The organism is Pantoea eucalypti (genome assembly GCF_009646115.1).
GTDB classification, from domain to species: Bacteria; Pseudomonadota; Gammaproteobacteria; order Enterobacterales; family Enterobacteriaceae; genus Pantoea; species Pantoea eucalypti.
In genome coordinates this window covers 3,073,115-3,088,571 of the sequence record NZ_CP045720.1, presented here as the reverse complement: position 1 = coordinate 3,088,571, position 15,457 = coordinate 3,073,115, and the positions used below count along the sequence as shown (strand labels likewise).

Below are 15,457 nucleotides of genomic sequence, written 5' to 3'. Positions count from 1 at the left end.
TCACACGTCAGAATGCTAAGATAAAATGAACACCTATCGAAAAAAGCGATGGTTCAGATGCGTTACTCCCCGGAATCCCTTGAGGCTTTTATGCAGACCGTGGCGAGCGGTTCTTTCTCTGCGGCGGCGCGCGCGCTGGGTAAAAGTCAGTCCACCATCAGCGCAGCAGTGGCAAATTTAGAAGATGATCTCGGTTTCGTGCTGTTTGATCGCGCCGGTCGTCAACCCATCCTGACCGAGCAGGGACGCCGTGTTATTCCTCAGGTTCAGCAAATCCTCGCCGCCAGTGAGCGGCTGGATGCGCTGGCGATACGTCTGTCGCAGGGCGTTGAGCCCCGGCTGAGTTTTGCTATGTCCGATTTCTGGCAAACCGATCACCACGAGCATCTGCTCAGGCAATTTGATGCCCGTTATCCGGAGATTGAACTGGAGGCCATGATTGCCGAGGATGGCGATGTGCTGGATCTGCTGCAGGCCGGGCGGGTCCATCTGGGTGTGGTGCGGGCACAGCCTAATCTGCCGGTGGATATTGCGGTAGCACGACTGCAGGTTGAAGCGCAGATGGCCGTCTTTTTACATCGCGATCATCCGCTGGCGCAGCTTAGTACCGTAAGCGAAAGCGAGCTGGAAGGCGTTCGTCACCTGCGGCTAAACACCTGGGTTGAGGACTCTGAACCCGCGCCGATGGGACGAATCTGGTCGGCACCCACGTACTTACTGCTGTTAGAGATGGCGGAGCAGGGATTTGGCTGGACTGTTTTGCCGCGCTGGCTGGTGAAGCAGTTTGGACATGACGTCCTGAAAGAGCTGTCGATGCCGGGCTGGCCGCAGCATATCGCCATTGAGGTGGTTTGGTCGCGACGCACGCCACCTGGCCCGGCGGGCCGCTGGATGATCGATCAGCTTTGCGCCCAGCCACGGGTTTAATCGTGGCGGGCGATATCCGCAAACCGGGCGTCCAGCAGCCGCGAAAGATCCTGTGGTGCCAGTTCGATATCCAGTCCACGCTTACCGCCTGAAATAAACATGGCGTCAAATGCGCTGGCAGAATGGTCAATCACCGTAGGCAGCCGTTTTTTCTGCCCCAGTGGACTGATACCGCCCACCAGATAACCCGTGACCCGCTGCGCCAGCTGCGGGTCAGCCATATCCGCTTTCTTCGCGCCCAGCGCTTTTGCCACCTTCTTGAGATCCAGCTGTGTCGAAACTGGCGTAATCGCCACCGCCAGCTGTTTCGCCTCGCCATTCAGCGCCACCAGCAGCGTTTTATACACCTGCCGCGCATCCAGATTGAGTTTGCGCACGGCTTCATCACCAAAATGCGTTTCGTGACTGTCATGCTCATAGGGGTGCAGGATGAAGCTGACTTTTTGTTTTTCCAGCAATTTTACGGCGGGCGTCATACGGGCTCCTTACTAAGAAAAATCTTATTGCGCAGATCCATTGAAAAAGGTGGCGAAATTTTGTTCTTTGCGTAAAATTGGCCTCGCGCCCGCAATCTGATTGCTGGCGATAACCAAAATCATAAACAAATTCCTCTTTGACGGGCCGATAACATTATCGGCTCTCTTTTTTTCAGGGCTTCTTCAGCATCTCAGGCAGATTAGCTTCGCCGTACAGATGCAGCGCGCCGACCGCGACCACATAGTTTCCTGCCGCGAGCCCTCGCAGGCTGTGACACCATTGTGCATTGCGCTGACCGATCAACGTATCATTCAGCGCCTGACTAAACGTGGCGGGCAGGGTAATTTCCGGCTGGCGTGGCGGCGTATCGAGCCACCAGCTCACCATCATCTGCAGCAGTCGCGCATTGGTATGCCAGTGCAGCAGCGTATCCTGTAACAGCGCCATACCGTCATCCGGCAGTGCGGTCAGCAGGGCGATCTGTGCATCTGCGCCTTCCAGTTCAATCACCGGCTTGTTCAGATCTTTTGCTGCCTGCAGCAACTGATAATCGATGCCGTAGTCAGGTCGCAATCCCAGTCTTTGCGCCTGCTGTGCCTGTAACATCAGCGCCACCTGCCAGGCGGGCAGGTTATCCAGCAGGCTCAGGTTGAGACTCATCTCCTGACACAGTGCGGTGAGCGTTTGCATCGTACTGCTCTCCAGCCGTGTCGTGAGTGCTGGACGATCGCCCCGGTGATCAAAGGGTGATCCACCCTGCGTAATATCCGCTTCCACTATGAGCGCATCCGCATGCTGCAACAGATGCAGCAGGCGCGGCGGCAACGGTTGCATGTCGCGCGTTCCCATATGGATGCTGCCCACCAGATGCAACTGACGATCGCCAAGCCGGACATCCATCGCAGGCCAGCGGTAACTGGCGGGAAAAAGTTGGCTGATAAAGCCGCGCAGTGAGCGCCAGATGTTGCCTGTCATTCCCAATCCTTGCGGTTCAAAACGCCATGCTAGCGACTTCAGAGAACGAAAAACAGCGCTGAAAAGGCGATTACTGGCGCGGCGGTTGGTAACGCAGCAGGCGGTTTGCATTGCTGACCACCGTTATAGAGGAGAGCGCCATCGCTGCACCCGCCACAATCGGGCTAAGCAGAGTACCGGTCAGCGGATAGAGCACACCCGCAGCCACCGGAATACCGATGCTGTTATAGATAAATGCGCCAAACAGGTTCTGCCGGATATTGCGCAGTGTCGCAGAAGCGAGCGCTAACGCATCCGCCACGCTGTTCAGGTCGGCACGCATTAATGTAATGCCTGCCGTTTCCACGGCGACATCGCTGCCGCCGCCCATGGCAATGCCCACTTCGGCCTGCGCTAGCGCAGGCGCGTCATTGATACCATCACCGACCATCGCAACGCGGCGGCCCTGCTGCTGTAAGGCTTCAATGGCAGCCGCTTTGCCATCCGGCAACACGCCAGCAATGACTTCATCAATACCGGCTTCGGCTGCAATGGCGCGCGCGGTATTTTCATGGTCACCGGTCAGCATAATCAGGCGATAACCCTGCTGATGCAGCCGCTTCAGGGCGGCGCCACTTTCTGGCCGAAGCTGATCGCGGAGCGCAATCAAACCGGTTAGCTGGCCCTGTTCCGCCAGTAACACCGGCGTTGCCCCCTGTTGTGTCAGGCGCGCAATCTCTGCTTCTGCCACCTGATAATCAATGCCGCTGTCGTGTAACAGTGCAGCATTACCCAGCAGCAGCGTTCTGCCATCCAGAATACCGCTGACCCCTTTACCGCGTATTGTACGAAATTGCGCTAACTGAGGCGGTTGCGTCAGTTTCGCTTCAGCGACAATCGCTTTCGCCAGCGGATGACCCGAGGAAAACTCCAGCGCGGCCGCAGTCGCTAACACGGATTCACGGCTGGCATCACCCCAGACCAGCACCTCGCTGACCTGCGGCTTACCGGCGGTGAGAGTACCGGTTTTATCAAACACCAGCGTGTCGATTTGGCTGGCGCGCTGCAGGGCATCGGCGTCGCGGACCAGCACGCCCAGTTCAGCGGCACGTCCAACACCGGCAATAATTGACATCGGTGTCGCCAGTCCCAGCGCACAGGGGCAGGCAATAATCAGGACGGTAGTCGCGATTACCAGCATGTAAGCGATGTGTGGCTGTGGCCCGAACAGATACCACACTGCGCCGCTGAGCAGTGCAATCAGCACCACGACCGGAACAAAAACAGCAGAGATACGATCGGCCAGACGCCCCACATCCGGTTTGCTGCTCTGTGCCTGACGTACCAGCCGGATAATGCGCGACAGGGTGGTGTGATTCCCGGTGGCCCGTGCGGTAAATTCAACCGAGCCGTCCTGCACCAGCGTGCCGGCGAAGATCGCCGCACCCGGATTTTTGCTTTGCGGCACCGCTTCGCCGGTAAGCATCGCTTCATCAAACCAGGCTTCACCCGTGACGATTTCACCATCGACCGGAACCCGATCGCCGGTGACCAGGCGCAGCGTCATGCCAGGCTGGACGTCGCTTACCGGGATCAGCCGGTCACCCTGTTGATCGACCAGCCGCGCCTGGGCCGGCGTCAGATCAAGCAGGCGTTCCAGCGCCTTAGACGATCGCTGACGCGCCCGCTGCTCCAGCGCATGCCCCAGATTGATCAGTCCCAGAATCATGACGCTGGCTTCAAAATAGAGATGGCGTGCCTGCGGCGGGAAAAAGTCGGGCCACAGCACCACGCTAAAGGAGTAGACCCAGGCGGCGCCTGTGCCGAGTGCCACCAGCGTATCCATGGTGGCGCTGCCATTGCGTAAACTGCGCCAGGCACTGCGATAAAAGTGGCTGCCGGTCACGACCATGATCAGCAGGGTTACGACGCCCAGCGCCAGCCAGGTGGTGTGGTTGCTGTCGGTGAGCATCATGTTGTTGCCCACCATGCCCCAGATCATCAGTGGCACGCCAAACGCCAGGGCGACAGCAGCCTGCCAGCTGAAACGCCGCATGGCACGGCGAGCGCTGTGCTGCTGTTTTTCACGTCGCTCCTGCTCGTCATCAACGACCTGTGCGCCGTAACCTGCGGCATCGACGGCAGCCACAAGCTGGTGCGGGTCAGCATTACCCAGCACCAGCGCGCTGCGTTCACCGAGATTGACCCGTGCCTGGCTGACACCGGTAACCTGCTGCAGCGCTTTTTCAACACGACTGACGCAACTGGCACAGGTCATGCCTTCAATCAGCAGCATATGGGCAGGCAACGCTTTTTCTGCCGGATGAGAAGCGGTCTCCGTTGTCAGCGCCTCCGGCGGCGGCTCCGATGCTGTCAACGGTTCAGACTTTGGGGAGGCGTCTGCTGTTTTCAGCGTGGCGTGATAACCCACCTGTTCCACAGTAGCAATCAGCGCGGCCGCATCCGCCTGACCAGAAACCTGCGCTTCCTGTTGAGTGACCTCAGCCAAATCAACATCGTCGCGTTGTTCCAGTGCCTCTTTGACGCGTTTGACACAGTGACCGCAGGATAAGCCGTCGAGTGCCAGGGAAATAGTGTGTGACATAATCAACTCCTTCTGTAATCCCATTTGACGAATTGGTCAGTTCCGATTCATGCTTAAGCATAAACCTTCCATCAAGGGGAAGGTCAAGGGGATGCAAATGAACATCAGCGATGTGGCGAAAAAGACCGGGCTGACCAGCAAGGCGATTCGCTTTTACGAAGAGAAAGGCGTGGTGACACCGCCGTTGCGCAGTGAAAATGGTTACCGCACGTATAGCGGTCATCACATTGACGAGCTAAACCTGTTACGTCAGGCGCGTCAGGTGGGGTTCACGCTGGATGAGTGTCGTGAGCTGGTGGCGTTTTTCAATAATCCCTCGCGCCACAGTGCTGATGTCAAAGCCCGCACGCTGCAGAAAGCTGATGAAATCGCGGCCCACATTGAAGAATTGCATACCATGCGCGCACGCCTGCTGGCGCTGGCGGACGCCTGTCCCGGCGATGACAGTGCCGAGTGTCCCATCATCAATAATCTGGCCGGATGCTGCGGTCAGCGTGGCTGAATACGCAGTGTGATGCCCTCAACACCCACCACGACCACCGGTGTGCCCGCAGGCAGATCCCGATCTGCCTCAACACGCCAGCTGCTGTCCCCGATGCGCACATGGCCGGTGCGGTTGTGCAGGGCGGTATCCAGTGTAAGCTGCAACCCGATCATCTGGCTGCCGCGCTGGTTCAGAGCGTTGGGTTTTTGATGCGCCTCACGGTGGCGCATCCAGCGATACCACAAAAACACACACACCAGCGTCATCGCGGCAAACAGGGAACCCTGCGTCGTCCAGCTCACCGGCACAAACCATTCAATGAGGCCGACAATAACCGCCGCCAGACCGCTCCACAGAAGATAACCGCTGGTGCCCAGCATCTCAGCCGCCAGCAGTAATCCACCCAGCGTCAGCCAGAACCAGTGAGGGTGCGCGATAATGTCGGCCAGCATCAGCGTTTCGACTCAGTGCGTGAGTCCTTCAGCAGTTCACCGATGCCTGCAATTGAACCCAGCAGACTGCTTGCCTCCAGCGGCATCATGACGACTTTGCTGTTATTCCCCTCACCGATTTTTTGCAGCGCATCGGTGTATTTTTGTGCCACGAAGTAGTTGATCGCCTGAATATCGCCTGCTGCGATCGCTTCAGAGACCATTTTCGTGGCGTTAGCTTCTGCCTCAGCCTGACGCTCACGCGCCTCTGCCTGAAGGAATGCCGACGTACGTTCACCTTCGGCTTTAAGGATTTGCGACTGCTTTTCCCCTTCAGCGCGCAGGATTGCCGCCTGCCGTACACCTTCGGCTGTGAGAATGTCGGCGCGTTTGGTTCGCTCCGCTTTCATCTGCGCATTCATCGCGCCAATCAGTTCCTGCGGCGGACGCACGTCACGAATCTCGATGCGGGTGATCTTAACGCCCCACGGATTCGTCGCTTCATCCACGATGTGCAGCAGGCGGGTGTTGATGCTGTCGCGCTGTGACAGCATTTCGTCCAGCTCCATACTGCCAAGAACAGTACGCATGTTGGTCATGGTGAGGTTCAGGATAGCCTGCTCAAGATTGCTGACTTCATAGGCGGCACGCGCAGGGTCAACGACCTGAATAAAGCAGACGGCGTCGATGGTGACGTTGGCGTTGTCTTTAGAAATGATCTCCTGCGAGGGAATATCCAGTACCTGTTCCATCATGTTGATCTTACGACCGACACGATCCATGAACGGCACTACCAGACTTAATCCTGGCTGCAGGGTGCGGGTATAACGGCCAAAGCGCTCGACCGTCCATTGAAAACCTTGTGGCACGATTTTAACGGTCGCCCAGACCGCTACCAGTGCCAGAATAATCAGGGCAGGAATAACAGTAATCATACAACCTCCGCATTGTCAGATTAACGGGCCGAGTCGCTTCGGCCCGTGGTGCTGCTGTTTAATACAGCAGGGAGTAGAGCTGGCGACGATAGCGCGCAGCCAGTGCATCGCCGGTCCCCAGCGCGGCCAGAATTTCCTGTAGCATTTTGCGCGCCTGGCCATCAGCGGCATTAAGATCGGATTTCAGGAAGCTGAACAGCAGTTCCAGTGCTTCTTCATTACGACCCACCTGATGCAGCTGTAAGGAGAGTTTAGCAGCCAGTCCGGCGTTAGTCGGATCCGCTTCCAGCTCGGATTGCAACTGCTGAATCTCCGGCGTATCCGCAGCCTGTTTCAGCAGATCGATCTGTGCCATCAGGCTCTGATAACGGGTATCCTGGTCCTGCAGCGGCACCACTTTCAGCACTGCCTCCGCTTCATCGCTGCGGTTCAGGGTAATCAGCACCTCCGCCAGCAGGAAACCAATTTCGCTGGACTGGTTGCTCAACTGCCACGCATCTTTTAACAGTGGCAGCGCCTCCAGCGGTTTCTCTTCCTGCATCAGCGCCATCGCCTGTTGCGCTTTCAGCTCTTCTTCGCGCGGCAGCACTTTTTCCAGCAGGGCGCGGATCGCTTCTTCTGGCTGTGGTCCCTGGAAGCCGTCGACCGGCTGGCCATCCTGGAACAGGTAGACGGTCGGAATTGAACGCAGACCAAACTGCGAGGCCACCCGTTGCTCTTTGTCACAATCCAGCTTTGCGAGGATAAACTGACCCGCGTACTCCTGGGCAAGACGCTCCAGCACCGGCGTCAGCTCCAGACAGTGCTGGCTGCGCTCAGACCAGAAGTAGAACAGCACCGGCAGCTGCATCGACTGCTCAAGGGTCTGCTGCAGGTTAGATTCGTTGATGTCGATGATAGAAGCTTGTGGTGACATGGATAAGTCTCTTTGCAAAAAGTGTTCTAAGAATATGGGGCCAACTGGCCCGGCTTCAAGCGCTATTACGCAGGCCTGATTAATGGCTGCGCAAAATGCGATCCAGCATCCAGCCAGGCAGTAACCGTTTCAACAGGCTCATTACGTGTGCGACCAGTGTCACCGGGTAGCGTAAACGTGGATGTTTACTCTCGAGTGCGTGACGAAGTTTAGGCAGAATGGCTTCCGGTGGCAGGGTGAAGCGTGCCGCGATGCCGGGGTTACGCACCGGATTATGCTGTTCGCCCTGCGTCACATTATCGGTAAAGCGCGTCTCAATCGGTCCCGGTTCTATCAGACTGACCCGAATGCCACTGCTGCGCACTTCCAGCCGCAGTGCATCGCTCCAGGCTTCCAGTGCATATTTACTGGCAGCGTACGCGCCCCGGCCTGGCGTGGAGATCAGTCCCAGCACCGAACTGGTATTCACAATGCGGCCATCGCCGCTGGCTTGTAACGCAGGTAACAGCCGCAGCGTTAATTGATGTACACCGAAAAAGTTGCTGGAAAACTGCTGTTCAAGTTGCTGACGGGAGAGGGTACGAAGCGGTCCATAGAGGCCAAACCCGGCGTTGTTAAACAGCGCATCCAGACGGTTATCGCATAACGCGAGTATCGCATCTGCTGCCTGATCCACGCTCTGCGGATCGTCCAGATCGAGCTGTAGCCCGGTAAAACCCAGCGTGTTCATACGCGCGACATCGTCGGCTTTGCGGCAGGCGGCGATCACCCGGTAACCTCGCGCCAGTAAATCGTGGGCGGCGACCAGGCCAATGCCGCTTGAACAACCTGTAATCAGAATAGTTTTTTGCATTTATTTACCCTATTTGCGCATCCTGGCGCGTTACGGCTGCTTAACTAAGGGGGCCAGTTCTTTTGCCATTAACGCAGAGATAAACGGCTGAGCATCAGGATTCGGATGAATACCATCCTGCTGCATCCATTCGGGTTTCAGATAGACCTGCTCCATAAAAAAGGGCACCAGAGGAATGGCATGCTGCTGTGCGAGCTCCGGATAGATGCCGCTGAACGCCTCGGTGTAGCGGCGGCCATAGTTGGCGGGCAGACGGATCTGCATCAGCAAGGGTTTCGCATTAGCGGCTTTGACATCGTCGATCACTTTACTCAGATTCTGTGCGATAGCGTCGGGCGGGAAACCGCGCAGACCGTCGTTACCGCCCAGTTCGATTAACACCCATTGCGGCTTATGCTGTTTTAATAGCGCAGGCAGTCGCGCCAGTCCCTGGGCAGCAGTATCACCGCTGATGCTGGCGTTGACCACTTTCGGTTTCTGCTGCCACTGCTTATCAAGCAGGCTGGGCCAGGCCGCAGTGGCAGACATGCGATAGCCCGCACTCAGGCTGTCGCCCAGCACCATCAGGGTATCTGCAGCAGCAAGACGGGATACCAGCAGAAGAATCAATAACAGGAAGGGATAATGCCAGCGGAAAACATTGTTGAAGTTCATCATCTTACTAAGTCCGTCGGTCAGGGAGAGCATCAGTTAACCATCCTCACCGGAGTTGAGTTGGTTGTCAAACCAGCCGAGACCATTGCGCTGATTGGCGAGTCGGGTTCCGGCAAGTCTACCCTGCTGGGCATTCTGGCCGGGCTGGACGATGGCAGCAGCGGTGAAGTCCATCTGCTGGGTCAGCCGCTGCACCAGATGAATGAAGAGCAGCGTGCAGCACTGCGTGCCCGGCAGGTTGGTTTTGTGTTTCAGTCATTTATGCTGGTACCGACTCTGAATGCGCAGGAAAACGTTCAACTGCCATCACTGTTGCGCGGCGACAGCGATCGCCAGAGCCGCGAACAGGCGCGTGAACTGTTGACGCTACTCGGGCTGGGTGAGCGTCTGCATCATCTGCCCGCCCAGCTGTCCGGCGGGGAACAGCAGCGGGTCGCGCTGGCCCGCGCCTTCAGCGGTCGTCCGGGCCTGCTGTTTGCCGATGAGCCCACCGGCAATCTCGATCGTAAAACGGGTGACCGTATTGCCGACCTGCTGTTTTCTCTTAATCGCGACTTCGCCACCACGCTGATTCTGGTGACGCATGATGAACAGCTGGCGGCGCGTTGCGACCGTCGATTGCGGCTGCGTGACGGAAAATTGTGGGAGGAGCAATGATCTGGCGCTGGTTCTGGCGCGAGTGGCGCTCCCCCTCACTGCTGATCGTCTGGCTGGCTCTGACGCTGGCGGTAGCCTGTGTACTGGCGCTGGGCTCAATCAGCGATCGCATGGAAAAAGGGCTGAATCAGCAGAGTCGTGATTTTATGGCGGGTGACCGCACGCTGCGTAGCACTGATGCTGCCCCGGAAGCCTGGCTGGAAAAAGCGAAGGAAAACGGCCTGACGGTCAGTTCTCAACTGACTTTCATGACCATGACCTTTGCCGGGCAGTCGCCACAACTCGCCTCAGTCAAAGCGGTCGATGATCGCTATCCGATGTTTGGCACCTTACAGACGCAACCTCCGGGGCTGAGACCGCAGGCAGGCACCGCGCTGGCAGCACCGCGCCTGATGGCGCTGCTCAATCTGAAAGTGGGCGATACGCTGGAAGTGGGAGACACCCAGCTGCGCATCAGCGGCGAGGTAATTCAGGAGCCGGATGGCGGCTTTAACCCGTTTGAGATGGCGCCACGTCTGCTGATTAACCTGGCAGATGCGGCGAAAACCGGTGCGATTCAGCCGGGTAGCCGCATCACCTGGCGCTATAAATTCTCCGGTAATCCTGACCAGCTGGCCAGCTATGACCGCTGGATTGAGCCGCAGCTGAAGGCGGATCAGCGCTGGATCAGCGTGGAGAACGCGGAAGATGCGCTGGGCCGTTCGATGCAGCGCGCGCAACAATTCCTGCTGCTCTCGGCCTTGCTGACGCTGATGCTGGCGATTGCAGCCGTGGCGGTCGCCATGAGTCACTACTGCCGCAGCCGCTACGATCTGGTGGCGGTGCTGAAAACCCTGGGTGCGACGCACGGCGCGTTGCAGCGCTTAATCATCGGTCAGTGGCTGGCGGTGCTGCTGCTGGCGGCGATTGCCGGTGGCCTGGTGGGGCAGGGTGTGGAAGCGATCCTGATGGCGATGCTGAAACCGGTATTGCCTGCCAGCTTACCGGCAGCCAGCGTCTGGCCATGGATCTGGGCAGTGGGTTCATTGTTTGTAATTTCGCTGCTGGTGGGACTGCGTCCCTATCGTCTGCTGCTGGCAACCCAGCCGCTGCGGGTGCTGCGGCGCGATGCGGTGGCAAATCTCTGGCCGCTGAAGTTCTATATTCCGGTAATGATCGTGGTGGTCGTGACGCTGTTAGCGCTGCTGGTCGGCGGCAGTAAAATGCTCTGGGCGCTGCTGGCGGGTGTGGTGGTGCTGGCAGGATTACTGGCGTTACTCGGCTGGGGAACTCTGCTTCTATTGCGTCGGCTGGTGGTGCGCAATCTGGCATTGCGACTGGCGATCAACCGGCTGCTGCGCCAGCCCGGCATGACGCTGAGCCAGCTCGCCGCTTTTTCACTGTCGTTTATGCTGCTGGCGCTGCTGCTGGTAATGCGTGGCGATCTGCTGGATCGCTGGCAGCAGCAGTTACCGGCGGATAGCCCGAACTTCTTCCTGTTGAACATGACGGCCGATCAGGTGCCGCAGGTGCGTGACTTCCTGCAGTCGCATCAGATCGCGCCCGGGACCTTTTACCCGATTGCGCGAGTACGGCTTAGTGAACTCAATGGCAAACCGGCCGATCCGAAGCTGGATAACGCCCTGAACCGTGAGCTCAACCTGACGGAACTGGCCGATCGCCCGGATCACAATCCGCTGGTGGCAGGCAACTGGCCACCAAAAGCGGGTGAAGTGTCGATGGAAGTGGAACTGGCGGATCGGCTGGGGCTGAAGCTCGGCGATACCCTGACGTTCGACGGCGATACGCAGACGTTCAGCGCACGTATTACCAGCCTGCGTAAAGTGGACTGGGAAAGCCTGAAGCCGAACTTCTTCTTTATCTTCCCGCCGGGGGCGCTCGACAGCCAGCCGCAGACCTGGCTCACCAGCTTCCGCATGGAGGCGAATCCGGTTCTGCTGGCGCAGCTGAATCGTGCTTTTCCGGCGCTGAGTCTGCTGGATATCGGCAGCATCATGCAGCAGATCGGTCAGGTACTGACGCAGGTCAGCCGGGCGCTGGAGATCATGGTGGTACTGGTCACTGCCTGCGGTGTGTTACTGCTGCTGGCGCAGATTCAGGTCGGAATGCGGCAACGCAGGCAGGAGCTGGTGGTCTACCGCACGCTGGGTGCGGGCAAAAGACTGCTACGCACCACGCTGTGGTGTGAGTTTGCCCTGCTCGGCGTCGTCTCGGGCGTGGCGGCCGCGATGGGAGCAGAAGCGGCGCTATGGGGATTACAGACAAAGATTTTCGATTTTCCGTGGCAGCCTGACTGGACATTATGGCTGGCACTGCCGTTATGCGGCGCGTTGCTGTTATCGCTGTGCGGTGGCTGGCTTGGGATTCGGTTACTGAAAGGGAAGGCGTTGTTCAGGAAGTTTGATGCGGCATAAGGCAGGGCTGACTAAGGCGGCATGAGGCCGCCTTTAACCTTTATCCGGAACGCCCCAAGAACCCGCAAGCGGGTAACGGGAAACTACAGCTTTTCAACGGCCCAGGCGATGCCGCTGGCGTACTCTTCCGGGAGCAGGGGCACCAGCGCATTGAGTGCTGTTTTGAGCCGCCTTGCATCGCTGTCGGTCAGATTCAGATGACCCACTTTACGGCCCGGTCGCACCTCTTTGTCGTACCAGTGCAGATGCACCAGCGGCTGCTGCAGCCAGCTGAGATTCACATCGGTGCCGATCAGATTAACCATTACCGACGGCGCAAATACCATCGGCTGTGGCAATGCCAGACCAAGAATGGCGCGCAGATGCAGCTCAAACTGGCTGATCGACGCACCGTTCAGCGTCCAGTGACCACTGTTGTGCACGCGGGGCGCCAGCTCATTAATCAGCAGCCCATCAGGCGTAACGAAACACTCCATTGCCATTACGCCAACGTAATTCAGTGCCTGCATAATGGCGCTGAGCATCGATTCAGCCTGCTGCTGCTGAGCCTGGTCTGCCTGCGGAAACGCTACACTGGTGCGCAGAATGCCATCCTGATGCAGGTTATGCGTCAGCGGATAGAATACAACGGTGCCATCGTGACCGCGTGCGCCCACCAGTGAGACTTCACCGGAAAAGTTGATGCCCTGCTCAACGATACATTCGCCGTAACACGCTTCGGGTAGCTGATGCGTCTCATCAGCACGCAGACGCCACTGACCTCGCCCGTCGTAACCGCCGGTGCGGCTTTTCACGATGGCCAGTTCGCCCAGCGAGTCAAACACTGCCGGCCATTCGCTTTTATCGGCCAGCAACTGCCATGGCGCGGTGGCAAGCCCCAGCTGGTCCAGCAGCTGTTTCTGCGTCAGACGATCGGCCAGACGCGGAAAAATATCACGGTTAACAAAGGCCGGATGGCTCGCCAGTTCGCGCGTCAGCGCGGTCTCCGGCCAGCGTTCGATTTCGGCGGTGATCACACTGTCAGCGATGGGCAGGGAAGCAGGATCCGCCTCCAGACCCACCGGATAGACCGCGATCCCCAACGGTTCACCTGCCTGACGCAGCATACGACCCAGCTGGCCGTTGCCCAGTACGCAAACCGGCTTCATGCATCCACCCGCGGATCAGGATGGTTCAGCACCTCATCGGTCTGACTCTGACGCCAGGTCGTCAGGCGTGACGCCAGCCCACTGTCATGCAGCGCCAGAATCTGTGCGGCCAGCAGCGCGGCATTGGCTGCGCCTGCTTTGCCAATCGCCAGCGTTCCGACCGGAATGCCGCGCGGCATCTGCACAATTGAATAGAGGCTATCCACGCCGCTTAGTGCAGCGCTCTGCACCGGTACACCCAGCACTGGCACCAGAGTTTTTGCCGCCAGCATACCTGGCAGATGTGCTGCGCCACCTGCGCCAGCAATAATCACCTGAAAACCGTTATCGGCTGCCGTTTCGGCAAAGCTGAACAGTTTATCCGGGGTACGGTGCGCAGAGACTACTTCAACATGAAAAGGGACGTCCAGGCTGGTGAGGATCTCAGCGGCGAACTGCATGGTGGCCCAGTCACTTCTGGAACCCATAACAATGGCGATGCGGGCCGGGGCGTTGGATGACATGCGGTCAACTCCTGTGAATAGACAAACAGACCTGGCCGGGCGGACAGGTTTTGAAGGGCACCGAGAATAGCATGAGAAGCACGCAAGGAAAACGGTTGCGTCCCGCTAACGTCCGCGAATTAACCGCAGATTAGAAGTCGAAATCGATGAGCTGAATGCCGCTGGCGTCGAGCTGAATCATGGAACCCCGGCTGTGCCAGGCACCCAGCACCGCGCGTTCCGCCGTTTCACCCTGCAGGTTCAGCGTATGAATGGCGGGGCGATGGGTATGACCGTGGATCAACAGCGGCACCTGCTGGCGCAGCATAGCGGCAGTGACTGCCTCCTGGTTTACATCCATGATGGTCTGGGATTTGTGCTGGTTTGCCTGTTTACTGTCGGCGCGCATCCGGGCCGCAATGCGTTTGCGGATCCTCAACGGCAGCGCCAGGAACAGTCGCTGGATCCACGGATTGTGCACTTTGGCACGAAAGCGCAGATAACCCGCATCGTCGGTGCAGAGCGTATCACCGTGCATGATGAGCAGCCGATGGCCGTAGAGCGTCAGTACCTGCTCTTCCGGCAGCAGCGTCATGCCGCTTGCGCGCGCAAAGCGTCGGCCAATCAGGAAATCCCGATTGCCATGGATGAAGAAGACCGGAACCGGGAGGGCGCGCAGGGCGCGGGCAATCTGCTGATGCAGAGGATTGGGATCGTCGTCACCAATCCAGGCTTCGAACAGATCGCCGAGAATATAGAGCGCGTCGCAGTGGGGCGCTTCGCGCTGTAAAAAATGCAGAAAACCGGCGGTAATCGCCGGTTCTTCCTGACACAGATGGAGATCTGCGATAAACAGCGTGCGCGACATTACTCGCTGACGGTCACTTTCTGGATAACGACGTCATCTTTTGGCACATCCTGATGCATGCCGCTGCGGCCAGTAGAGACTGCTTTGATTTTCTCGACCACATCCATGCCTTCAACCACTTCAGCGAACACGCAGTAGCCCCAGCCCTGAACGCTTTCGTCACGGAAGTTCAGGAAGTCGTTGTCAGCTACGTTGATGAAGAACTGTGCGGTGGCAGAGTGCGGCGCAGAAGTACGTGCCATTGCCAGCGTACCTTTGGTGTTTTTCAGACCGTTGTTCGCTTCATTCTGAATTTCGGCTTTGGTTTCTTTCTGCTTCATGCCCGGCTCGAAGCCGCCGCCCTGAATCATAAAGCCGTTGATTACGCGGTGGAAAATGGTGTTGTCGTAAAAACCTTCACGGCAGTAATCCAGGAAGTTCTGTACGGTTGCCGGCGCTTTATCATCGAAAGTTTTGATTACGATATCGCCATGGTTCGTCTGGAAAGTTACCATTTTTGTCGTCCTGTAAAGGTTGTCATCAGTTGCTGAGGTCGCGGTGTCGATTGGCGTACCTCTTTTTGTCGACCGTTCTTATATCATAATTTCCAATGACGCGTCAGCAGCACGGCGCAGTTGGCTTGCTTTGCGTCGCGCGAGCGATAAAAATACGG

At 58.0% G+C, this 15,457-nt stretch carries 16 protein-coding genes; 4 read left to right on the top strand and 12 right to left on the bottom strand.

The genetic code is table 11. The annotated features are described in order from the left end of the window. Window positions 1-57: 57 nt before the first annotated feature. Window positions 58-927, top strand: a complete 870-nt coding sequence (locus EE896_RS14475) for a LysR family transcriptional regulator (RefSeq protein WP_140916023.1) — start codon at window positions 58-60, stop codon at window positions 925-927. Here EE896_RS14475 and ybaK read toward each other — a convergent pair. The 3 genes from ybaK to copA all read right to left on the bottom strand — a co-directional run bounded on the left by ybaK (window position 924) and on the right by copA (window position 4,963). Continuing rightward, window positions 924-1,403: a Cys-tRNA(Pro)/Cys-tRNA(Cys) deacylase YbaK gene (ybaK, locus tag EE896_RS14470; RefSeq protein ID WP_140916005.1), complete on the bottom strand. Its 480-nt coding sequence runs from the start codon at window positions 1,401-1,403 to the stop codon at window positions 924-926. The genes EE896_RS14475 and ybaK overlap by 4 nt on opposite strands. A 172-nt stretch (window positions 1,404-1,575) precedes the next feature. Next, entirely contained in the window at window positions 1,576-2,379 is an 804-nt protein-coding gene (locus EE896_RS14465; RefSeq protein ID WP_140916004.1) for a TraB/GumN family protein, read from the bottom strand. 70 nt (window positions 2,380-2,449) lie between these two features. After that, window positions 2,450-4,963, bottom strand: coding sequence for a copper-exporting P-type ATPase CopA (gene copA / locus EE896_RS14460; RefSeq protein WP_140916003.1), 2,514 nt, complete (start codon window positions 4,961-4,963; stop codon window positions 2,450-2,452). Between the two features lie 97 nt (window positions 4,964-5,060). Here copA and cueR point away from each other — a divergent pair, with 97 nt between their 5' ends. Continuing rightward, complete coding sequence (gene cueR / locus EE896_RS14455; protein ID WP_003849426.1) at window positions 5,061-5,465, top strand: Cu(I)-responsive transcriptional regulator; 405 nt, start codon at window positions 5,061-5,063, stop codon at window positions 5,463-5,465. Here cueR and EE896_RS14450 read toward each other — a convergent pair. The 5 genes from EE896_RS14450 to tesA form a co-directional block, all read right to left on the bottom strand. Beyond that, window positions 5,453-5,899 (bottom strand): NfeD family protein, encoded by a 447-nt coding sequence (locus EE896_RS14450; RefSeq protein WP_140916002.1) that lies wholly within the window; start codon window positions 5,897-5,899, stop codon window positions 5,453-5,455. The two genes, cueR and EE896_RS14450, sit on opposite strands and share 13 nt — an antisense overlap. Next, a complete protein-coding gene (locus EE896_RS14445; protein ID WP_003849430.1) occupies window positions 5,899-6,813 on the bottom strand; it encodes an SPFH domain-containing protein in 915 nt (304 codons plus the stop codon). The genes EE896_RS14450 and EE896_RS14445 overlap by 1 nt, the downstream gene beginning before the upstream one ends. Window positions 6,814-6,871: 58 nt before the next feature. Further along, window positions 6,872-7,729: a co-chaperone YbbN gene (locus EE896_RS14440; RefSeq protein WP_003849432.1), complete on the bottom strand. Its 858-nt coding sequence runs from the start codon at window positions 7,727-7,729 to the stop codon at window positions 6,872-6,874. A gap of 79 nt (window positions 7,730-7,808) precedes the next feature. Next, window positions 7,809-8,582 carry an SDR family oxidoreductase gene (locus tag EE896_RS14435; protein WP_003849434.1) on the bottom strand — a complete coding sequence of 258 codons (774 nt, stop codon included), beginning with the start codon at window positions 8,580-8,582 and terminating at the stop codon, window positions 7,809-7,811. Between the two features lie 30 nt (window positions 8,583-8,612). Further along, window positions 8,613-9,239, bottom strand: coding sequence for a multifunctional acyl-CoA thioesterase I/protease I/lysophospholipase L1 (tesA, locus tag EE896_RS14430; protein WP_181162210.1), 627 nt, complete (start codon window positions 9,237-9,239; stop codon window positions 8,613-8,615). On the opposite strand from tesA, the gene ybbA reads away from it, so the two are divergent. Both ybbA and ybbP read left to right on the top strand, forming a co-directional pair. Then, complete coding sequence (gene ybbA, locus EE896_RS14425; protein ID WP_010259059.1) at window positions 9,207-9,893, top strand: putative ABC transporter ATP-binding protein YbbA; 687 nt, start codon at window positions 9,207-9,209, stop codon at window positions 9,891-9,893. The genes tesA and ybbA overlap by 33 nt on opposite strands. Then, window positions 9,890-12,307 carry a putative ABC transporter permease subunit YbbP gene (gene ybbP / locus EE896_RS14420; RefSeq protein ID WP_140916001.1) on the top strand — a complete coding sequence of 806 codons (2,418 nt, stop codon included), beginning with the start codon at window positions 9,890-9,892 and terminating at the stop codon, window positions 12,305-12,307. The genes ybbA and ybbP overlap by 4 nt, the downstream gene beginning before the upstream one ends. 83 nt (window positions 12,308-12,390) lie before the next feature. Here ybbP and purK read toward each other — a convergent pair whose 3' ends face one another. From purK to ppiB, 4 genes are all read right to left on the bottom strand, one after another. After that, window positions 12,391-13,455, bottom strand: a complete 1,065-nt coding sequence (gene purK, locus EE896_RS14415; RefSeq protein WP_140916000.1) for a 5-(carboxyamino)imidazole ribonucleotide synthase — start codon at window positions 13,453-13,455, stop codon at window positions 12,391-12,393. Then, window positions 13,452-13,958 (bottom strand): 5-(carboxyamino)imidazole ribonucleotide mutase, encoded by a 507-nt coding sequence (purE, locus tag EE896_RS14410; RefSeq protein WP_003849444.1) that lies wholly within the window; start codon window positions 13,956-13,958, stop codon window positions 13,452-13,454. The genes purK and purE overlap by 4 nt, the downstream gene beginning before the upstream one ends. A gap of 130 nt (window positions 13,959-14,088) precedes the next feature. Further along, window positions 14,089-14,805, bottom strand: a complete 717-nt coding sequence (gene lpxH / locus EE896_RS14405; RefSeq protein WP_003849446.1) for a UDP-2,3-diacylglucosamine diphosphatase — start codon at window positions 14,803-14,805, stop codon at window positions 14,089-14,091. Beyond that, window positions 14,805-15,299 (bottom strand): peptidylprolyl isomerase B, encoded by a 495-nt coding sequence (gene ppiB / locus EE896_RS14400; RefSeq protein WP_003849447.1) that lies wholly within the window; start codon window positions 15,297-15,299, stop codon window positions 14,805-14,807. The genes lpxH and ppiB overlap by 1 nt, the downstream gene beginning before the upstream one ends. Window positions 15,300-15,457 lie beyond the last annotated feature (158 nt).